This window comes from Borrelia hermsii DAH (assembly GCF_023035675.1).
Taxonomy (GTDB): domain Bacteria; phylum Spirochaetota; class Spirochaetia; order Borreliales; family Borreliaceae; genus Borrelia; species Borrelia hermsii.
The window spans coordinates 51,006-72,386 of sequence record NZ_CP073136.1 but is presented as its reverse complement, the minus strand read 5'-3'; the positions used below and the strand labels follow the sequence as shown (position 1 = coordinate 72,386).

Annotated in this window: 20 protein-coding genes; 11 read left to right on the top strand and 9 right to left on the bottom strand. The window is 29.1% G+C overall.

What is annotated here, in order from left to right; translation table 11 throughout:
• Window positions 1–27: 27 nt before the first annotated feature.
• From bhDAH_RS00370 to bhDAH_RS00335, 8 genes are all read right to left on the bottom strand, one after another.
• Window positions 28–1,437: a PEGA domain-containing protein gene (locus tag bhDAH_RS00370; RefSeq protein ID WP_012421854.1), complete on the bottom strand. Its 1,410-nt coding sequence runs from the start codon at window positions 1,435–1,437 to the stop codon at window positions 28–30.
• A protein-coding gene (gene prfB, locus bhDAH_RS00365; RefSeq protein WP_172792907.1) for a peptide chain release factor 2 occupies window positions 1,419–2,496 on the bottom strand; the annotation gives its coding sequence in 2 pieces (ribosomal slippage) (window positions 1,419–2,442 and window positions 2,441–2,496; 1,080 coding nt in all). The genes bhDAH_RS00370 and prfB overlap by 19 nt, the downstream gene beginning before the upstream one ends.
• Window positions 2,496–3,065 carry a hypothetical protein gene (locus tag bhDAH_RS00360; RefSeq protein ID WP_012421852.1) on the bottom strand — a complete coding sequence of 190 codons (570 nt, stop codon included), beginning with the start codon at window positions 3,063–3,065 and terminating at the stop codon, window positions 2,496–2,498. Before bhDAH_RS00360 ends, prfB begins: the two co-directional genes overlap by 1 nt.
• Window positions 3,062–5,377: an RnfABCDGE type electron transport complex subunit D gene (locus bhDAH_RS00355; protein WP_043924378.1), complete on the bottom strand. Its 2,316-nt coding sequence runs from the start codon at window positions 5,375–5,377 to the stop codon at window positions 3,062–3,064. Before bhDAH_RS00355 ends, bhDAH_RS00360 begins: the two co-directional genes overlap by 4 nt.
• Window positions 5,377–6,846, bottom strand: a complete 1,470-nt coding sequence (locus tag bhDAH_RS00350) for a hypothetical protein (protein ID WP_012421850.1) — start codon at window positions 6,844–6,846, stop codon at window positions 5,377–5,379. Before bhDAH_RS00350 ends, bhDAH_RS00355 begins: the two co-directional genes overlap by 1 nt.
• Before the next feature lie 21 nt (window positions 6,847–6,867).
• Complete coding sequence (locus bhDAH_RS00345) at window positions 6,868–7,335, bottom strand: divergent PAP2 family protein (RefSeq protein ID WP_012421849.1); 468 nt, start codon at window positions 7,333–7,335, stop codon at window positions 6,868–6,870.
• Window positions 7,336–7,352: 17 nt separating this feature from the next.
• Window positions 7,353–8,591, bottom strand: coding sequence for an aminopeptidase (locus bhDAH_RS00340; RefSeq protein WP_012421848.1), 1,239 nt, complete (start codon window positions 8,589–8,591; stop codon window positions 7,353–7,355).
• A gap of 12 nt (window positions 8,592–8,603) precedes the next feature.
• The gene (locus bhDAH_RS00335; protein WP_012421847.1) at window positions 8,604–9,494 is read right to left on the bottom strand and encodes an HAD family hydrolase; all 891 of its coding nucleotides are present in this window, start codon (window positions 9,492–9,494) and stop codon (window positions 8,604–8,606) included.
• A gap of 119 nt (window positions 9,495–9,613) precedes the next feature.
• On the opposite strand from bhDAH_RS00335, the gene bhDAH_RS00330 reads away from it, so the two are divergent.
• Genes bhDAH_RS00330 through bhDAH_RS00310 form a run of 5 tightly spaced genes read left to right on the top strand, consistent with a single transcriptional unit; the run spans window position 9,614 to window position 14,617 of the window.
• Window positions 9,614–11,392 carry an aminopeptidase P family protein gene (locus bhDAH_RS00330; protein ID WP_012421846.1) on the top strand — a complete coding sequence of 593 codons (1,779 nt, stop codon included), beginning with the start codon at window positions 9,614–9,616 and terminating at the stop codon, window positions 11,390–11,392.
• A complete protein-coding gene (locus bhDAH_RS00325; RefSeq protein WP_012421845.1) occupies window positions 11,389–12,078 on the top strand; it encodes a hypothetical protein in 690 nt (229 codons plus the stop codon). The genes bhDAH_RS00330 and bhDAH_RS00325 overlap by 4 nt, the downstream gene beginning before the upstream one ends.
• A 28-nt stretch (window positions 12,079–12,106) precedes the next feature.
• On the top strand, window positions 12,107–12,604 hold the full coding sequence (gene def / locus bhDAH_RS00320) for a peptide deformylase (RefSeq protein WP_025406207.1): 498 nt from the start codon (window positions 12,107–12,109) through the stop codon (window positions 12,602–12,604).
• On the top strand, window positions 12,601–13,530 hold the full coding sequence (gene fmt, locus bhDAH_RS00315) for a methionyl-tRNA formyltransferase (RefSeq protein WP_012421843.1): 930 nt from the start codon (window positions 12,601–12,603) through the stop codon (window positions 13,528–13,530). The genes def and fmt overlap by 4 nt, the downstream gene beginning before the upstream one ends.
• Window positions 13,531–13,558: 28 nt before the next feature.
• Window positions 13,559–14,617: a PASTA domain-containing protein gene (locus bhDAH_RS00310; protein ID WP_012421842.1), complete on the top strand. Its 1,059-nt coding sequence runs from the start codon at window positions 13,559–13,561 to the stop codon at window positions 14,615–14,617.
• A 34-nt stretch (window positions 14,618–14,651) separates the two neighbouring features.
• Here bhDAH_RS00310 and bhDAH_RS00305 read toward each other — a convergent pair whose 3' ends face one another.
• Window positions 14,652–15,374 carry a 16S rRNA (uracil(1498)-N(3))-methyltransferase gene (locus bhDAH_RS00305; RefSeq protein ID WP_012421841.1) on the bottom strand — a complete coding sequence of 241 codons (723 nt, stop codon included), beginning with the start codon at window positions 15,372–15,374 and terminating at the stop codon, window positions 14,652–14,654.
• A 73-nt stretch (window positions 15,375–15,447) separates the two neighbouring features.
• Between bhDAH_RS00305 and trxA the strand changes: the two genes are divergently transcribed.
• The 6 genes from trxA (at window position 15,448) to bhDAH_RS00275 (ending at window position 21,381) form a co-directional block, all read left to right on the top strand.
• Window positions 15,448–15,801: a thioredoxin gene (trxA, locus tag bhDAH_RS00300; protein WP_012421840.1), complete on the top strand. Its 354-nt coding sequence runs from the start codon at window positions 15,448–15,450 to the stop codon at window positions 15,799–15,801.
• An 88-nt stretch (window positions 15,802–15,889) separates the two neighbouring features.
• A complete protein-coding gene (ybeY, locus tag bhDAH_RS00295) occupies window positions 15,890–16,336 on the top strand; it encodes an rRNA maturation RNase YbeY (protein ID WP_012421839.1) in 447 nt (148 codons plus the stop codon).
• Window positions 16,336–17,112 (top strand): hemolysin family protein, encoded by a 777-nt coding sequence (locus tag bhDAH_RS00290; RefSeq protein ID WP_043924377.1) that lies wholly within the window; start codon window positions 16,336–16,338, stop codon window positions 17,110–17,112. The genes ybeY and bhDAH_RS00290 overlap by 1 nt, the downstream gene beginning before the upstream one ends.
• Window positions 17,109–19,094 (top strand): tetratricopeptide repeat protein, encoded by a 1,986-nt coding sequence (locus bhDAH_RS00285; protein ID WP_012421837.1) that lies wholly within the window; start codon window positions 17,109–17,111, stop codon window positions 19,092–19,094. The genes bhDAH_RS00290 and bhDAH_RS00285 overlap by 4 nt, the downstream gene beginning before the upstream one ends.
• Window positions 19,095–19,166: 72 nt before the next feature.
• The gene (gene gap, locus bhDAH_RS00280; RefSeq protein WP_012421836.1) at window positions 19,167–20,174 is read left to right on the top strand and encodes a type I glyceraldehyde-3-phosphate dehydrogenase; all 1,008 of its coding nucleotides are present in this window, start codon (window positions 19,167–19,169) and stop codon (window positions 20,172–20,174) included.
• Between the two features lie 28 nt (window positions 20,175–20,202).
• Window positions 20,203–21,381, top strand: a complete 1,179-nt coding sequence (locus tag bhDAH_RS00275; protein ID WP_012421835.1) for a phosphoglycerate kinase — start codon at window positions 20,203–20,205, stop codon at window positions 21,379–21,381.

Here is a 21,381-nt window from a genome sequence, read left to right as displayed (position 1 = left end):
GTTTACTAAATTATTTTACAATGTGATCTATTCACCTCTGCTTGCTTCTTGAATATATTGTACCAAATGAATTATTAATGGTATAAAGCTGCCAATAGAAAATGTTATTCCTGTGCCAAGTAAAAATGTTGTAATCATTTGTTCAGATTTTGCGTTGTATAGATCTTGAGATGTTATCCTACGTTTAATAATATTATGTAAAGCCATATCATAAAGTTCTGATGATTCATTATATTTTGTTATGGCAAAGGCAGTACCTATTAGGTTTAATGTGAAGATCCCGAGGTTGATATAGAACTTATCTCTTTTTATAATAAGCTCACTTTTATTATCTTTTAACATTTCTATATTAATGTCTTTATCTTCTTTGTTTATTATTTTGAACATGTTTTTGTATCCTTGAGCTTGCAATAAAATAGATTCTGTGCCCTCAGGTTCTTCAATTTCAATTGGCGTTTCTCCTATGAATACTCCTTTTTGAAATACTTTGGATTTTACATTACTTGTAATTGATATTTTTTTAGAATTTGCTTTTTTTAATTTAATATTTAAGTTAATCGTATCTCCGCTTTTTATCTTTTGCTTTACTGTGTAGGGTTTGTAAGTTGTGCTTGTGATGTTAATAATAATTTCTTTGTTAGGGAGTTCAGAAATATCCCATATATCATTGTTATATAGTCCTTTTGCTACAAATTTTTCGTTTATATATATTTTGGCCTCTAAATTATTGATAATATTGATTCTAAGTTTAATAAATTCTCTTCCTAATATTTCTTCAAGACTAAGTTCTGCTATTTTATGTGCAATATCATCAACGGATGATGATAGTTTAAAAATTTCTTTTTGAGTCTTGATTCCTTTAGGAGTGATATTGCTAATTTCAACTAGATAATGTTTTTCTACTTTTTTAAAGTGTATATAATTCATAAAGAATAATTCTTGTCTTATTAAAAATTCTGTGTTCAAATTTGATAGATGTATTTTTTCTTCATGTTTTTTATATGTTGCTTTTATTTTTTTTAAATTTTTAAGGTACTCCTCAAGTTCTTTTTGTTTAATTTTAATGTTTTCAATGTCTTTTTTAAGTTCATTAATCTTGATTTCTATTTTATTTTCTTCTCTTGAGCTTATTGCATTTTGGAGTCTTTTTTTGTCCATATCTTCTTTTAGTTTGCTGAACTCTCGTTCTTTATTTACTATGTTTTGGTGTATGTAAATGCGCCTTATGAAATCTTTGTCATTGTCATTGACAATATGTTCATTTATTGTGTTGTAAATTTTGTTTAGTGTTTGCTCAATGCTTTCTTTAAGATTTTTATTTTCATCTTGTGTGTCTATGATATAAGAAAAACCATACTCAATATTACTTTGAGGATATGCTAATTTTATTGTTAAGATTGAAAATAATATTATTATGATTAACTTAGATTTTTCCATTTGAGATATTCTTCTATAAAGTTATCAATGTTTCCATCCATAACAGAGATAATATTTGGATTTTCAAATTTTGTTCTGTGATCTTTTACTAGGGTATAAGGTTGAAAGATATAAGATCTTATTTGATTTCCCCAAGATATATCTTTTTTCTCCTCTTGTTTAGATTTACTTTTTTGTTGTTCTAGTGCTTTGTAGTGTTCATAAAGTTTTGATTTTAATACTTTCATTGCTAGCTCTTTATTTCTATGCTGACTTCTATCAGTTTGAGATTGAGTTACTATGCCCGTTTGAAGATGGGTAATTCTAACAGCTGATGATGTTTTATTGACATGTTGCCCCCCTGCTCCTGAGGCTCTATATGTGTCTACCCTAATATCTTCTGGTTTAATTATTATTTCAATTTTATCATCAATTACAGGATCAATGAAAACAGATGCAAAAGATGTGTGTCTCTTTTTTGCAGCATCAAAAGGAGAAATTCTTACAAGACGATGTATTCCTATTTCACTTTTTAAAAATCCATAAGCATATTTTCCTTTTATTTCAATTGTAACAGATTTAATGCCCCCCTCAGCTTCAAGTAAGTCTATAAGTTCAGTTTTATATCCACGTCTCTCAGAGTATCTTAGGTATATTCTATATAACATGCTAACCCAATCACAGGCTTCTGTTCCACCTGCTCCAGAGTGTATTGTCAAAAACGCATTACTTATATCAATATCTTCTTTAAAATAAGATATTGTTAAGAGATGTTTATACTGTTCTTTTAGTTTATTAATATCTTTATCAAGTAGTATTGTGTCTTCTTCGCTCTCTGCGATTTCGCAGAGTTCTCTTAAGTCTTGGAGTTTAAATATTAAGTCCTCCCAAGGTTCAATTTTAGCTTTTAAAATATTTTGATTTTTAAGAATTTCTTGCGCTTTTTTATTATCATTCCAAAAATTTTCGTTATTTATTTGTTTCTCATATTCTTTAAGTTGTGTCTTGAGCTTATCTTTGTCAAAGCTTCCCCCAGACATTTTGAATTTCTTCCAAAAGTTCATTTATTTTTTCTTTCATTATAAACTCTCACTATTATTTATTAGTATAATTATATTTGGAATTAAAGATAAAATGAACATTATAAAGAAATAAGTTGTTTCATTAGCTAATATTTTTGATTTTAATCTTTTTTCAAAATTTTTCTTTATTAGTATTGTTAATATGAGGGCTATTAGGACGCTAAGTGAAGACAAAATGAGTATATTGATTCCTTCTAAAAAGTTATGACTTTTATCTAGAGCAAAGAATGTTATTGCAATTAAACTACTATTAGATAGAAGAAAATCGTTTGAATATTTTGATTTGTTGTTGTAAGCAATTAAGATATTATTTAATATTTTTAGCACTATCGTTAGCATATAGATCAATGTTATATATATAATTGGTATTATAAATAATAAGTTATGATCTTTAAATAATTTATAGACATAAAAAAGACCCGAGTAAATTAATAGAGAAGTTATCATTATGATTAAGTACTTTTTTGATAATGTCTTATTATCTTTTATCTTTATGTCTTCAATTCCAATAAAGTGTATTAATAACAGATTATTTATTAACAAATACATTATTAAACTATTTCTCATAATTTTATAATTTCTTCTCCATTGTCGTTTTTATGTTCTATTACTTTTGCTTTATTCATGCTTAAATGATGCAAGATTTTTTTAATCTGAAATGTTAAGCTATATCTTTTTATTAATGTTGAACTTACCTGTAGTATGAAAATGGATATTACAGCTGATAAAGTTTCAAGTGGAATATAGCTTAATGTTATAAAATATACTAGAGATAATGTAAGTCCATAAAGTATTTGTTCAAATTTAAAGGGAGGAGCTATTTGCAGTTCTGTTCCCATTGCAAATACTAAAATCATTGGAATTGGTGACATTATTAGAGTTAACATATCAAAACTTATATAACTGTAGAGACCAAAGTTTTTTGATGTATAGGCAATTAGTAGCAGACTTGCATAAAAAGATAGTGGTATTAATTTATTTATAATGAATTTTCCAAGAATAAATGAAAAACCAATATAAATCAGAATGGGGGATAAATATTTTTCGTTTTGTAGCCCAAACAGGGTTTCAATGTGAAATCTTGGTATCATTATATTTAGATGAGATAATATCTTGTCATTTATAAATTTTTCAATCATATCAATGTGCTTGTTTTCATGTCTTTTAAATCCTTTTAAGCTTTCTAAATTTTGAATGTTTGGATTTTGATGAATTATTTTATGCCAAGTAGGAATTATATCTTCTTGTCTTGAGAGTTCCTTAGAATATGTTTGCTTAAAGCTTGATGGGAAATTGACTAATAAAAACATAAATGAAATTAATATGGGGTTTACAAGGAATTTGGAAAGCTTTGAGAAATAAAAGAATATTAAAAATGTGAAAAATAGTGCCATTATTTTTAACATGATGGATAAATTTAAAGGTAAGATTATACTGATAATTAATGCAGTATATATGAAGAAAGAGAGATATTTATGTTTGGATTTTAACATTATTGGGATGTATAAGCACAAGCTCGTGATTGTCAATATGAATGTATCAATTAAAAATTTTACGTTATTTGTAAAAGAGAATATTAAACTGGGCATTAAGGCTAAAATAATAGTTAAATAGATATCTTTTAAATTATTTTCAGTGTATATTGGTTCATTGTTGAGGCCCAGATTTAGGATTTTTTCCTTTATTTCTTTTTTTACTTTGTTTATTTCATCTTCTATTTCAGTTTCAGTGTATTGAAGGCATTGTAATTTTTTATTGACAAGATTGTTGTTATCCTTAATTTTTGACAAAATAATTTCTTCCATATATAGCGGTGAAAAACTGGGTATTTTTAAGAGTTTTATTTTACTAAATATTGATTTTTTTCTTAATATTGTAATGCTGTATATATCTCTTGTTATAGGTGTATTGAGATTATTTATTTTAATCTTATTTGCTGGATTGTTTAGAAATACGTCATATTTTTTTGTATCAATATCTTCATTTATTATTTGTTGAATAGATGTTCCAATTTTGACTTTGATTATTTTACTTTGTATTTTTTGATTGCCGTTTATGGTTATAAACTTTTCTTTATAAGGAGAGTTTGTTTTGAGAGTGTTGTACACGTTATAAAGGTCTTCAACATTGGCTAAAAGTATATTTTTATTTGGGTTTATGTTATTTTTTGTGCTCTCTTCATTATATAAGAAGTGCATTATCATTTCATGATTTGAATATGGATATGAAATATTGGGAATTAATTTAATTTTTAATCTTTTGTCTTTAAAGATATTTAGGGTTTCAAGTTCTTTTTTTAGGTTATAGTTGCTGAGTACTATTAGTATTTCTTTGCATTTAAATATTTTGTCGATTGTTTCAAAGCCGTAAATAATTTCATTTAATTTTTCTTTTATTAATATTTCTGAGATATTTGTAAATGGATCTTTTCCATTTATTAATAAAATCATTTTATCTATTTTTTTACATTTACTTACATATTGAAATAATGAATGTTCATTAAACCATGGGATTCCTAGTCGAATTAACTTTTCTAGTGTTTTTTCTCTTGATTCTTCCTCAACTGAGCATTCTTGTTCATTTTTGATTCTCCCGTGAAATCTTATTAATGCTGATTTTAATTGATGTTCATTTGGAAAATTAGCGATATATATTTTTTCTATTGTCCCAGATATTGGAGCATATGTGTATAGCTCTGCATTTTTATTTTTTGACAATATTTGTCCTTCTGAGATTCTTTGATTTTCAATGATATATATTGTAGACTTTGAATTTTCTATTTCTAGTGGAATTAAAACACATTCAGGCATTTGGATTTCATTTATATTTACTTTATACTGCCTTTTTGTTTTTATTTTTAGTGTTTTTAAGTTAGACATCAAAGGATTCCTCTAATATATTTTTTATAGTTTTTTTCACTCATGTTTAAAAGAATTGTAAATTTTATTGCTTTAAATAGGAATAGCAATAAGAAAAATGGGAATGAAAGAGTGAATAAAATTGTAAAATTATCTTTATTGATTGTAATATTAGTGGGCGTTTCTTTGTATATTAAGATTGGATTTTCATTTTCTAAGAATAATCTTGAGAGTTCTTTATTAAGGTTTTTAGATATAAATTCTTTGTCTACCTTGTATATAGTTTTTGGATTGATGGTTATTTTGTTGTTTTCTATTGCAAAATAGTCCTCTCTTACATTTGTGTTTACTTTTCCATACTGAGATGTGCTTTTGTATTTAAGCTCATTTTGGTAAAATATATGATACATATAACCTACAATGTTTGGAATTTCTTCATTATATCCCACCATTAAGTAAATATTGTTGGGATTTAAATAGTCAAAATAGTTTAATTTTTTGCTGTAGAGATAATTAAAATTTTCATAAGAATTAAGTATATTTTGTGCATAAAAAAATGGCATTAATGAAGCTATAAATAACATTATGTATATGAGGATCTTGAATTTTAGAATTTTTGTTTCTCGTTTTCGTTCTTTTATTTCAATTAAAGATAGGAATGTGTGTTTGAAATTGCTTTCAGTTTTTATCCAAGTGAATATTAAGAAAATGCAAAGTGTTGATATTGATACAAAAATAATAAGAAGTGCCTCAAGATTGGTGGTTAGAAAGTTAATGATCACAATAAAGTACAATACTATGAATAAAAATAGAAATATTGGAATTTTGATTTTATCAATTAATACTGTAAAGCTGATATTCCGTAGGTATATTTTATTGTAATTTTTATTAAAATTGTCGATTAATGTAAATAATAAGTAAGAGAGTATAGTTAAAGGATAAAAATATAATATCTCGTCGCTAAATATGAAGATGGTACATGAACTTATTAGAAAAAGGATTATAAAGGGTGCATATTTGATGTTTAATATTAATAAAAGTGTTATGATTACTATGAATGTTATGCTTGAAAAATATTTAATTTTAGTCTTGTAGTTAAATGAGTGCATTTCTGCTTCAATATTTTGATCGTGCTTTAGTTTCTTAAGATCGCTATTGGTGAATGTTGATTCGACATAGAGTATTTTTTTGGTTCCTATATTAAATAAGTTAGGAAGTTTTTTTAAAAATGGATCTTTCCTGAGATCATGGTCATTAAGATGAATTAGCTTGTCTATTGTTATCTCTTTGAAGTCGGGAAAGTCTAATATATTTACCTTTGTTGTATATTCAGATATTGTTTTGTATCCTAATGCGTTTATGTAGTCATTTGCGGTTTTTAAATCTTTTTCTCCTTTGAAATATAGTGGTTTATAATCTCCAAATTTTGCCATATTGCAAGAGATTAGCAATAGTATTAGCAATGTATGTAAAAACTTTAGTAGGTTCATTTTTCCCTTTTAATTTGTTGTTTATATTATTCGATTACATATTGTCCATGCAGAAATTATTCCAATAAGTATTCCTGTAAATACTTCCTTTTTTTTGTGCCCCTTCACCACTTTGATTTTTAAAGGTTCAATTTTGACTTTCATTTTTAATTGTTCTGACAAAGTGTTTAGGTATTCTGCTTGAACCCCTGCCATGTACCTAACTCCAAATGAATCTCTTATTGTTATTAATGCAAAAGCCAGAGCAATAATAAAATTAGTATTTATTCCTTCTGTTATTAATATTGATGTTGCAAGAGCTGTTACTGTTGAAGAGTGGCTGCTAGGCATGCCCCCTGTTTCTAAGAATATGCTTTTTAAAAGATATTTTGGATTTAGTTTTATTTTTTTTGTCTTCATTGCTTGAATAATATATTTAATCATTTGTGCAACAATGCCTGAAACGAAACAAGATAAGAAAAGGTCATTTATGAATAACTCTTTTATCATGATTTGATTACTCCGTTTTATATTACGAATTGTCCATTTCGTATTATTGTATGTTCTTTATCTGATTTGTCAATGCCAATAACATTTATGTCATTACTGCCAATCATAAAGTCTGTATGAATTAAAGAGACATTACAGCCGTAATCTAATTTTGCATCATCACTCTTAAGTTCTTGTTCATTGCTTAAACAAGAGGGATAGGCATTGCCTAGGGCAATGTGGCAACTTGCATTTTCATCGTATAGTATGCTGTAAAACGTGAGCCCGCTTTGATATATTGGAGAGCTATTGTCTACTAGTGCAACTTCACCTATATATTGTGCTTGTATGTCAGTTTCTATATGTCTTTTTAATATGTTTCTTGATTGATCATCATCACATCCAAAGTTGATTACTTTTCCTTCTCTGAATTCTAACCATATTCCGGTTATTAGGTTTCCAAGTACCGTTATTGGACGGGTGACATGCATGATTCCATTTGTTTTTTTATAGTTTGGAGTTGTAAAAACTTCCTGAGTAGGCATATTAGCATTAAATTCAATATCTGTTCCTTTTACTTTTTCACTTCCTCCTGTCCAAATAGAATTTTCTAGAAGGTATATTTCTAGATTTGTTTTCTTATTTTTAAAGATCATTTTTTCTAATTTGAGTTTATTTAGGATTTCACATCTTTGATGAAGTTTTTTTCCATGATCTTCCCAGGCCTTTATTGGATTTTCTGAGTCGAGTAACATGATTTTTTTTTGAATGTCAAAAAATTCTTCTAATGTTTTTTGACATTCAGGTTTATTTAGGACTTTTGCAGCCCATTTTGGCCCGGGAGCACAAACCGTACACCATGCTAATTCGTTATTCATTATTGCACTTGAAAATTTTTTTGATGCTAGACTTAGTGCCTTAAAGTATTTTGATATTTTTTTACTGTCATTATCTTTTAATGCGTCTAAATTTTCTGTGTTATCAATTCGTATCTTTGCCCATTTTTCATTTACCATTTCTTCAAAAAATTTATGCTTAAAATCTGGAATAAACTCTAAGAGATCTTCTGGTGATGATTTTAATCTAGTTTTTAAAATATCAGCGTCTTCAATGTTTAATTCTACATATTTTGCTCCATGTTCATAAGCTTTTTGTGCCAGAATTCTTAAAAATTCATAATTTTCAATTGAACCTGTAATGAGCACGCATTGATTTTTTTGCAAGTTGATTCCTTTTAATATAATGAGCTCTGCATATTTTATTAAGTCTTTCTTCATATTATATCCTTGCTATACAGGGTCTTCTAAAATGTTGTCATTAATGTAATGTGCAACAGCTTCATTGTCATTAGTGTCTATTATTTCTAAATACGATAGCATTTTCTTTAATCTATAATTTGCATTACCCATTAATAATCCTTTTTTTACATTTTCTAGCATGTCAACATCATTAAACCCATCTCCGAAGGCAATTACTTCATTTAAATTAATGTTGATGCTTTGAAGAACATCTTTTAATGCATTTCCCTTTGAAACTCTGCTGTTAACAATCTCAAGTGAATGTGGTGTCGATAAATAAGCATTTATTTCTTTTCTATATTTTTCTAAAATTATTGCTTCATATTTTATTAGTTGTGCTTCTTCATGATGCAACAATAGAATCTTTGCTATATTGTTAAAATTTTTAAATTCTCTAAAGTTATTGATTTCATGGTACTTTATGCTTATATCTTTTAGCTCATGTTCTATGTATTTGTGTTTTCTTAATAGTTCATGTTTTTCAAACATATTATTAATGGCATTCTTAGTGATGTTGTCAGCGTAAAGCTTTTCGTCTATATCTTCAGATTTTTGTAAAAAATGAGGTATGTCCTTGTATTTGCTTTCTCTGAGGTTTAAAATCTCATTTACAATCTCAGAAGAGAGATCATACCTGCTTATTAATTGCCATTGGTTATTGTAGACTCTTGCTCCATTTAATGTTATAAAAAATGAAACATGTGAGCTTAAGTTCTCTATAAGAGGTATTATTTCATTTTTACTTCTTCCTGTTGCAATAATAAACTTCTTGTTTTCTTTAATTAGTTTTGTTATTACAAGCTCACTAAAAGCCCCTATTTGGATATTTGAGAGCAGAAGTGTGCCATCAAGATCAGAAACAACAGCCTTAATATTTTTCATACTTTTTTCCTTTTTTTTCTATTAAGTTTGATTATAACAAATAAGGAAATTTTTTAAAATTGAATTATTTGTTATAATCAAATAAAAGTTACTTTTTAAAGTCTAAGGAGCTTGCTTATATGGAAATTAGTACAAAAATATTATCTTTGAGAAATTTGATGAGGAAGAGCGAGATAGATGCATATTTGATAGCAAGCTATGATCCACATATGAGTGAATATTCTCATGTTAGATTTAATGTTCGTGAATTTATTACAGGATTTACAGGAAGTGCTGGGACGGTGATTGTTACAGAAACAGATGCAGTGCTTTTTACAGATGGTAGGTATTTTTTACAGGCATCAAGTGAACTTGAAGGAACTGAGTTTAAATTGATGAAGCTTGGAGTTAAGGGGTATCCGGATATTTTTAGTTACATAAATACAAATCTTAAGGGCTTAAGGCTTGGAATTTATGCTGAAGATGTTAGTATAAAGCTTTATAACGATTTGATTAAAAATTGTAGACATACAGAGATTGAGATCTTGCATGAAGATTTAGTTTCTAAAATTTGGCAAGGTAGACCTGTCTTGGAAGGTAGTAAAATATTTGAATTGAGTGAGGCTCAAAAAAACGATAAAAGAACAGATAAACTCGATAGAGTTAATGCAAGATTAGAAGAAAAGGCAATTGATTTTTGTATTGTAAGCTCTCTGGATGAAATAGCTTGGCTTTTAAATTTAAGAGGTTTAGATATTGAATCATCGGCTTTGTTTTACGCTTTTTTATTTATTGCTAGAAGTGAAAGATATAAGAATGTTCTCTTTGTTAATGTTGATAAACTTGATTCTGATTTAAGAGAGAGACTTGAGACTGAAAGTTTTGAGATTGAAGATTATGGTAATTTTTATTCGTTTTTAGCAGAGATTAATCATGAAGGAAAATTTTTTATACCAGTTGAAAGTAATGTGAAGATATTGGAAGCTATTGGCAAGCCAAATGCAGTACTTGGGCAGAGTGTTGTTAATGAACTGAAGGCAATAAAATCTGATTATGAGATTAGCAAGATGAAAGAGGCTCATATTATTGATGCTGTGAGTTTAATTAAATTTTTGTATGAATTTAAGAGTTTGAGCAAGGATGAGTTATCTAGATTAGATGAGGTTGATGTTGCAGATATGCTGTTAAATTTTAGGGCAGCAAGAGATGAATTTTTTAGTTCTAGTTTTGATTCGATAGTTGGATTTAAGGAAAATTCAGCATTACCTCATTATAAACCTAAAAAAGGAGCTAAGAACCTTGATGGCGCTGGATTGCTTTTAATAGATTCTGGAGGTTCTTACCTTGGACTTGGTACAACAGATGTTACAAGGACTATTTTAATTGGGGAAGCGTCTTGTAAAGAGAGAGAAGATTATACTTTAGTCCTTAAGTCTTTTATTGCGCTTGCGTCTTTAAAATTTCCATTTGGGATTTCAGGTGCTTCTCTTGATGGGATTGCTCGATTTCCTTTGCTTAAGCAAGGATTAAATTTTTCCCATGGAACGGGTCATGGGGTAGGATTTTTTCTTAATGTTCACGAACTTCCTGTTTCTATTAGTCCTTTGTCTGCTTATGCTTTTAAAGGTTCTGAGATTACTTCGATTGAGCCTGGGATTTATCGAGAGTCTCAATATGGAATTAGAACTGAAAATTTAGTTTTTGTGAAGCAGAGTTATTCAAATGAGTTTGGAACTTTTTTGGAGTTTGAAAATTTAACCCTTGTGCCTTTTGAAAAAGAATTAATAGTTACTGAAATGCTTTCAAAGGATGAATTAGATTATATTAATAGTTATCATGAATTTGTGTATTTTAGTTTAAAAGAATATCTTAGTGGTGACGAGCTGAAGTTTTTAGAGATATTAACTAGCAAGATATGAGATTTTTAAGCTTATTTATAATATTTATTGCTTTTGGTTTTGTGCATTTATTTTCGCTTTCATCGGATGTTATTTTTCACAATTCTTATAAGGAGGCTATAGATGAGGCACGAAATTTACGTAAAAATGTTTTAATATTGGTTGGAAGAGATATTAAAGATAATTTGATAAAGGATTTTTTGAAGTCGTTTGAAGATGATAAAATTCTTAAAGCTATTGCTAAGAACAATGTTTTTTTAATTATTGATGTGAATAATGAAATTTTTGGTGAGATTAATTTGAAAAGAAGCCCTACCTTATTTTTTGTTGATTCTAAGAGTGAACAAATTAAGGCCGCGTATGTTGGTTCTATTAAAGATACTGTTCAGTGCAATCAAGAGTTTTTAAATTATGCTTTAGGAGTTTTTAAATTAGATGATATTGTGCAGAAAAAGAATAATTATGAAATTAATACTCTTGATGACAAGGTTTTTTTTTATAAAACATTGGATGGCCATTGGAGATTCAGAATGAATGGTCAAGACAAAAAACTTCTTCCTTCAAAAATAGAGCTTAAGGAGTTTTTAGTATTTAAAGATGAAAAAGAGGGTAAACTTTACGCTTTTCCTAAGTCTAGGAAAGGTAGTATTTATTTCTCAGAAGCAGAGAACGAGGAATGGAAGCTTTTTGGACAGATAAAGTCATAGTTTGAGTTTAAATTTTTTTGAGGGTTTTATGGAAATAGTTTTTTATCCTGATGATTTACTGCGAGTAAAGACAAAAGCAGTTTTAAATATTGATGATGAACTTAGAAATATTGCTTTTAAAATGGTAAATTTAATGGATATTAATAAGGGTGTTGGTTTAGCGGCTCCTCAAGTAGGGCTCGATTTGTCTATTTTTGTGGTTAGAGAAAATGTAATGTCTAAACCTTTAGTTTTTATTAATCCTTTGATAACGGAAACTTCTTTTGAACTTAGTGTTTATAAAGAAGGTTGTTTGAGTATTCCTGGAGTTTATTATGATCTCTTAAGGCCTAAATCTATTACGGTTGAGGCTTATGATGAGAATGGTAAGTTTTTTAAGATTGAAAGTTCAAGTCTTTTAGCTAGGGTTGTTCAGCATGAGATGGATCATTTAAAAGGCGTGCTTTTTATTGATTATTATGAAGATAAACTTAGGAATAAATTGTTGAAGCCTTATATGAAAGGAAGGAGGCTTGTTAAGACTTGAGGATTTTTTTTGCAAGTTCTGAGAGTATTGCTTTAGAGGTTTTAAAGAAAGTCGCAGACCAGCATAATGTAGTTGGTGTGCTAACTGCACCTGATAAGCCTAGTGGCCGCGGTCTTTTTTTAAGAGCCAATGACATTAAGGTGGAAGCTACTAATAGGAATATTACTGTTTTAGATCCTGTTGTACTTAATTCCGATGTAGTAGAAATAGTTAAGAGGTTAAATCCTGATCTTATGTTGGTTTTTTCTTATGGAAAGATATTTAGGCAAGAATTTCTGGATATTTTTCCAATGGGTTGTATTAATGTTCACCCCTCTCTTTTGCCAAAGTATAGAGGACCTTCTCCTATTCAAACCGCTATTTTAAATGGTGATACTGTTGGTGGGATTACTGTGCAAAAAATGGCTTTAGAGATGGATAGTGGTAATATTTTATCACAGAGTCAGTTTGAAATAAAAAGCTTTAATACAAGTGCTGATATTTTCAGGTATGTTTCTTTAAATAGCTTTAATCTTGTTTTGGAAGCTTTAAGTAAACTAGATAAAGGAAATATTGGAATTGAGCAAGATTCAAGACAGGCAACATATTGTTCTTTTTTCAATAAGCAACATAGAATTCTTGATTTTAATTTGAGTGCATTTGAGATTAAGAATAAGATTAATGCGTGCAATCCTTGGCCACTTGCAAGAGCTAAGCTTGATGATGATGAAATTATTTTTCATAGAGCTGATTTTATAAGGACTAATGATTATAGTGATCAAGCAATAGGAAAAATTATTTTGTTTGATCCTAGTAGAGGTATTTTGGTTAAGACGGGAGATGGAATTTTATTGCTATTAGAGCTCCAAAGAGCTGGGAGAAAGGTTATGGATTATAAGTCTTTTTATAATGGAAATAGAGATTTAATAGGTAAAATTTTTTCTTAAAGATTAAACATAAGGAGATGATATAGTATTGAGTGATAATAAACTACCACATAATAAATTGTTTTTAGATAGTAAAAATCTAAATAATAGGAATAATTTGCATGAACATGACTTAAATTTTGATAGCAAAATTCCCACTTTGCCCAAGCATGTAGCTAATGGTTTAGTACTTACTATTTTTGGTTCTTTAATTATTTCGTGTGCGATATTTTTTATTTTTTTAAAGGGCAGTGATATTGTTGTTGTTCCAAATCTTAGTGGACTTTATATTGAAGATGCAATTACTGAGCTTCAAGATAAAGAGCTTATTCCTTATGTTGAGCTTAAATTTTCATCAACCTCTCTTGATAAGGGGAAGGTAATAGATCAAAGTCCTAAGGCAGGTACTGTTTTAAGGCTTGATAGTAAGGTTAAGATCTTTATTAGTAAAGGGGCTGTGATCAATAAGGTTGATAATTTTATTGGAAAAAATATTGATGATGTGCTTATTAATTTAAAAGCTAATTCAATTAACAATAATAGGATACTTTATCATTTGTTAAAACCCATTGAAATTGAGAGCACCCTTTCAAAGGGGACAATAATCCGGCAGGAACCATCTCCAGGTACTAAGATTGCAAGTTTAGTTGACCTTCAATTTTTAGTAAGTAAGGGTCAAGAAGAAGCCCCTACTAGATATGTAAAAAATTATGTTGGACTTTATTATAAAGATGCGATTATTTCTCTTTTAAATGATGAAATTAATTTTGATGTGAATTTGTCAACTGGGAGTGATTTTGGAAGTGTTATTTTTCAATCTTTATCTCCCGGTAGTAAGGTCGAAAATTTAGATAAATTAACAATTACTATTAATGAACCAAAAAATAATGGTACAGGTATTTTTGGGATCTTGACTTATAAATTAGATATATATCCATCTAGTGTAGATATAATGGTTAAAGTAAAGGATTCTAATGGAAATAGTTCTTTACTTTATTCTTTTAGATCTAGGGGCGGACTTATTAAATTGCCGTATGAAGCATTAAAAGGTTCGATAATTGAACTTTATATTTATGATAGGCTTGTGAATCAGACAGTAGTAAATTGAGTGCTGAATTTAACTTGAATGTTTCTTAAAAGTATTATTTACTATTCATTTTTGATGTGATAATAGTGGATGCTACGATTGTAGCTGTTTCTGTTCTTAAAATATTTGATGAAATGTTATATGCATTAAAATCATATTCTTTGATTAAATTTATTTCTTTTGTTATAAATCCTCTCTCTGGCCCGATAATAACAACGGTATTCTTTGTTTCTATATTTAGATCAACTAATTTGTTCTTGCTTTCTCTCTCAAGTAATATTTTTGTGGTATCAGATTTATCATATTCTGTATTGTTTAGAACTTCTATGAGATTGTTAATAATGTTGACTTTTGGTATGTAGGTAATTCCACCTTGCATAGCACCTTCTATTAGATATTTTTCATATTCTTTTTTTTTAAAGAGCTTGGAACATGAATAGGATTTTTCACTAAGTAAAGCATTAAAAAAAATAATTTCAGATATCCCAATGCTTCCAAGGTGTGTGATTATTCTTTTTGCTGCAATTGGCCGTACTAAACCAATTATTACTTTTAACTTTTTTAGCTTATTTGATTTTGCTATTTTATGATGTTTTTTAAAAAAAAGCTTTGTATCTTTTTGGTATATGCATGAGTAAATGTGTTCTTCTCCAAGAATGCCAAATTTAAATGTCTCATTATTTTTAAGTTTTAATATTTCATTAATGTGTTTTACTCTTAAGTCATTGAGCATAAGTCCATTTTCAAATTCATCTGGGTTTATTAATATCAAGTTCATTCCTGTATCTAATTCCTTATTAATTATATTGTATTTATGTTATAATTAAAAATCGATTGAATTAGGAGAAAATATGGTAATTAGTTTGACTAAGCAGGAATTTATCGATAAGGTTTTTGATTATAAAAATAATAAAGAATGGGATTTTAAGGGTAAAAAACCTGCAATAATTGATTTTTATGCTGATTGGTGTGGTCCATGCAAAATGCTTGCTCCGATTTATGATGAACTTTCAAAAGAATATGGAGATAAGATTGATTTTTATAAAGTCGATACTGATAAGGAGCAGGAAGTTTCTATGGTGCTTGGTGTTCAAAGTCTTCCTACCATTATTTTTGTGCCTGTTGGAGGCAAACCAAAGGTTTCTGTTGGTTTTATTCAAAAAGATTCTTTTGAAGATGCAATTAAAGATTTATTTAAAGTTTAGTATGTATAAAGGGTTTTAATAAAAAATTGAAATCTTGTCTGTTTATATAATATTTTTTTAAGTTATAATTGTTCTAGGATATAGTGAATTGATAAAAGAAGAGTTAAATTTATGGGCAGAGGGTGTTGAGTTTAAACATTGGGATGCTTATTATAATTTTATTTTATCTGTTCTAAATTTTCTTTGTATTGAAGAATATGAACTTTCTGTTGTCCTGTGCAACAATGAGTACATTCAGAAGTTAAATAGTGCATTTAGACAGAAATCCGAGCCTACTGATGTTCTATCTTTTAATTATCTTGAAGAGAATGGACAAATAAATCATAAAATACAAGGCGATCTTATAATATCGCTTGAATACTTAGAGTTTAGTTCTTTGGAATTTAATGTTGAAATGTACGATGAGCTTCAAAGAAATACTATACATGGTATTTTGCATTTAATAGGATATACTCATGAGACAAATGACTTTCAAAATGAGGAGATGTTAGTTATTCAGGAAAAAGTTTTAAGAGAAACCAGAAGGGTATTTTGATGTTCAAGTTTTTGAGTTTTAAAAATAAAAAAATAAAAAGGGATGATGATAAGAATATTGAGGAAAAGTCGAGATTTGAAACATCTTTGCTTAAGAATTTTAATTCTCTTAAAGAAACAATTGTGAAAGAAATTATGATTCCAAGAATAAGTGTAGTTTTTGTTGATTATTCTGTAAGCAAAGATGAAATTTTAAAAGTTGTAACATCTAGTAATCATTCAAGATTTCCCGTTTATAGGGAAACAATAGATGATATTATTGGGATAATCCATACGAAAGATATACTTTTGCATATGTGGAAAAAAGATTTTTATGAAATAGATCTAAGGGATATTATGCGAAAGGTTATGTTTGTTCCTGAGAGCAAGAAAATTGATTCACTCTTAAAAGAGTTCCAAGAGAATCATGTTCATATTGCTATTGTAGTTGATGAATATGGAGGAGTTTCAGGTCTTGTTACACTTGAAGATATTCTTGAGGAGATTGTGGGGGATATTCAAGATGAGTTTGATAATGAACTTGATGAGATAGTGCCCCTTGATGATGGAAGTTATCTTTGTACTGCTAGAGTTTTAATTGAAGATTTAAATGAAAAACTTGGACTGAGTCTTCCAGATGGGGATTTTGATACTCTTGGGGGATTTGTTTACGATCTATTTGGAAGAATTCCTTTGAAAAATGAGAATATAAAATATAATAATTTGACATTTACCATTAAAAATATGCATCAAAGAAATATTAAAGTAATAAAAATTTCCCAGAAGGAAAGTTTATGAATTTGAAGAGATTTTTGACAATTCTTTTGATTTTTAATTTAAATTTTGGGAGTTTAATAGGTGCTACTACAACTGCAATCGAGTATTATCAAAAGGCGCAAACATATTATATTATGCAAAAGTATTATGATGCTATTGACGAGCTTCTTGAAGCTGTGAAAATTAATCCTAATTATTATGAGGCATATAAGTTTATAGCAGAAATTTATTATCAATTAAAGATATATAATCAGGCTCAATTTTTTATAGAGAAGGCCTACAAAATGTCAAATGGTGATACTGAATATAAAATTCTTTATGCAAATATATTGCTTAAAAATAATGGAACAACGCAGGCTAAGAAATTTTATTCAGAAGTTTTAGCTAAACAAAAAAACAATATTGATGCTTTAGTGGGGCTTGCCTCAATCTTTGAGGAAGAAGGTTTATTTGTTGCGGCTGCTAATTATTATCTATCTATTCTTGAGTATAATCAGACAAATTATAATGCGTTTGAGCATCTAATGAGCATTTATGAGAAATTAAACATGAATGATAAGGCACAGCATTTAATAAACAAAGTGAGGGGTAATTTTACTTCTTTGCCAGATTTTCATAAAAGGGTGGCAGAATTTTCTATTAAGACTAATAGTTTAGGAGTTGCTGAGAAATATGCTCAAAATTATTTAATGTTAGTAAAAACTACTTATAAAGATTTTGGACTTGTTGATGCTTACCGTTTACTTGCTCTTGTTTACTTATATCAGTCTAAATATGAAGATGCAGCTGATGTTCTTCAAAAGGCAATACTTGTTGATCAAAATTTAGATGAACTTTATTATTTGCTTGGCTATTCTTATTTGAAGCTTGGGAAGATAGATAAAGCCGTTTTAAACCTAGAGAGAGCCAAAAGTATGAAAAAGGATTTGGAATTTTATAATATAGCTCTTGAGGAAAGTTTTTTTGTATCTAATTTTAGGAGTTCGTTTCAAAAAAATAGTGGTACTAATATGGAAATTTCTAAAAGATATGAAAATGATGGATTTAAGGCTTTTAAAAATTTAGACTTAGATAGAGCAGTATTTAATGTAAAGAATGCTATTGATATTTATCCTGATAATGATAGTGCTAGGTTTTTACTTGCTAAGATCTATAAGTTTATGAAGTTAGATGTAATGGCTTATGAGGAGCTCTATTATTTGGTAGAGCAGAGGAAGGTTACAGATACTAAAATTTTAGATTTTTATGATGTGGTTGCATTTGATATTAGGAGTTCTTTATTTTTTAGATATGGTTATAAGACCATTGGTGATTTAAATAAACTTTATGATAATCAAACGGTTTATAGGGTAGGTATTTTTACTCAAAATGAGAATAAAGTTTTTGGTGCAAATGATTTAATTTTAAAGTATGCTGAGAGGATACTTGATCGCAATTTAAATGTAGAAGTGGTTAATTATAGATTTGATTATAATAAAAATAAGGATTACTTGGTAAGTAGTTTTGCTGAAGAATTTTCTTATGCAAGAAGTAATAATCTTGATTTATTTTTAATGTTTGATCTTGATGTAGATGTTTTTAAAAATTCGGCTAGTTTAAGAGTAGATATTTTTTCAGGGAAGACGGGCATTAAAATTAAGACTTTTGACTATAATTCGGGAGGAGTGCTGTATTTAAGTGATATTTTAAGTTCTTTCTCTAGAGATTTTAATGATTATTTACCTAAAAAGGGAGAAATACTTCAGATTAAGAAAGATGATGTTCTCATTAATCTTGGTCATGTGAATGATGTAAAGGAAGGTGATATCTTTTTAGTTCTTAAAGAGGGGGCTTTAAAGTACAATAGTGATAGTTCTAGCTTTATTGGTTATAGCAAGTCGGATATTCTTGGTGAGATTTTTATTGAAGAGATTGGCGATTACATTTCCAGAGGGATTTTGAAATCACCCGCTCTTTTAAGGGATTACATTCAAAAAGGATATACAGTTTTTATAAAAAAATAGTTTGACACTTGTGATTAATTAATTTATTATTTAATAATTCTAGTAGATAATAAAAATAGATGGAGGAGCTGTATGAAGCTAGCTATTAATGGCTTTGGACGTATAGGTAGAAATGTTTTTAAAATTGCTTTTGAGAGAGGAATTGAAGTTGTTGCAATAAATGACTTAACAGATCCCAAGACACTTGCTCATCTTTTAAAGTATGATTCAACTTTTGGAATATATAATAAAAAAGTTGAGGCAAGAGATGGAGCAATTGTAGTAGATGGAAAAGAAATAAGAATTATTGCTGAACGCGATCCAAAGAAACTTCCTTGGGGAAAACTTGGAGTTGATGTTGTAATTGAATCAACAGGTGTCTTTTCATCAGCAACAAGTGATAGAGGCGGATACCTTGATCATGTTGAGCATGCCGGTGCTAAAAAGGTAATTTTGACAGTACCTGCTAAGGATGAGATTAAGACAATCGTACTTGGTGTAAATGATCATGAAATTACTTCTGATTTGAAAGCTGTTTCTAATGCTTCATGCACAACAAACTGTCTTGCACCTCTTGCAAAAGTTTTGCATGAAACTTTTGGGATTGAGCAAGGACTTATGACTACTGTCCATGCTTATACAAATGATCAAAAAATCCTTGACTTGCCACATGCTGATCTAAGACGAGCGCGAGCTGGAGCTCTTTCAATTATTCCTACTTCAACAGGTGCTGCTAAAGCTGTTGGACTTGTTTTGCCTGAGCTTAAGGGTAAACTTAATGGTACTTCTATGAGAGTTCCTGTACCAACAGGTTCTATTGTTGACCTTACAGTGCAACTTAAGAAAAAAGATGTTACAAAAGAAGAGATCAATGCTGTACTTAAGAAAGCATCAGAATCTAGGGAGCTTAGTGGTATTTTGGGATATACAGAAGATCCAATAGTATCTTCAGATATTAAGGGAAATTCGCATTCCTCAATAGTTGATGGCCTTGAGACAATGGTGTTGTTAAATGGTTTTGTGAAAGTACTCTCATGGTATGACAATGAATTTGGATATTCTACAAGAGTAGTTGACCTTGCACAAAAGTTAATTAAATAAGAGAAAAATGATCCTGAGGTAGTTGTAAATGTCAATAAAAACGATAAAAGATTTTGACTTTTCAGGTAAGCGTGCTTTGGTAAGATGTGATTTTAATGTTCCCTTAAGAGAAGGGAACATTACTGATGATACTAGGATTAGGGCTGCATTACCTACGATAGAGTATCTTAAGTCTCAAGGAGCCAGAGTTGTTCTTATGAGTCATTTGGGTAGGCCAAAGGGAGAGAGGAATCTTAAATATTCTCTTATGCCTGTTGCTAAAAGATTATCAGAATTATTAGGGCAGGATGTTAAGATGCTGCCTGATTGCATAGGTGATGAAGTAGCAACTGCTGTTTCTAATATGAAGAATGGAGATGTTGTTTTACTTGAAAATATAAGGTTTTATAGGCAAGAAGAAGAAAATTGTAATGATTTTGCAAAAAAATTATCTCAAAATGGTGATATTTTTGTAAATGATGCTTTTGGAACTGCTCATAGGGCACATGCTTCTACAGCAGGGCTTGCAGCTTATTTACCAGCCGTTGGTGGATTTTTAATGGAAAAGGAAGATGAGTTTTTGGGTAAAATTTTAAAAAATCCTGAAAGTCCATTTGTTTCAATAATTGGCGGTTCAAAAGTTTCTTCAAAAATTGCAGTACTAGAATCCCTTTTGCCAAAATCAAATGTAATGGTAATTGGTGGTGGAATGGCATATACCTTTTTAAAGGTAGAAGGGCATTCTATTGGGAAATCTCTTTTGGAGAATGAATATATTGATGTGGCTGCGTCTTTTTTAAAGAAGGCAAAGGAATTAGATGTAAAAGTTATTTTGCCTCTTGATCATATTGTTGCAAGTGAATTTAAGGAAGATTCAATTCCTGAGTATGTTGATGCTATTGATATTCCTGATGGCAAGATTGGAATGGATATTGGTGAGAAAACTTTGAGAAAAATTGAGGAAGTTCTGGTTAGTGCAAAGACTGTGATTTGGAATGGACCCCTTGGAGTTTTTGAGTTTGATTCTTTTTCTAAAGGCACAGCAAAGGTTGCAGAATATGTGGCTAGTTGCTCTGGGATTACGGTTGTTGGTGGGGGAGATTCAGTAGCTGCTGTTAATAAGTTTAATTTATCTGAAAAAATAACCCATGTTTCAACAGGGGGTGGTGCTTCTCTTGAGTATCTTGAGGGAAAAATTTTGCCAGGCATAAAAGTGTTGGAGAAGTAA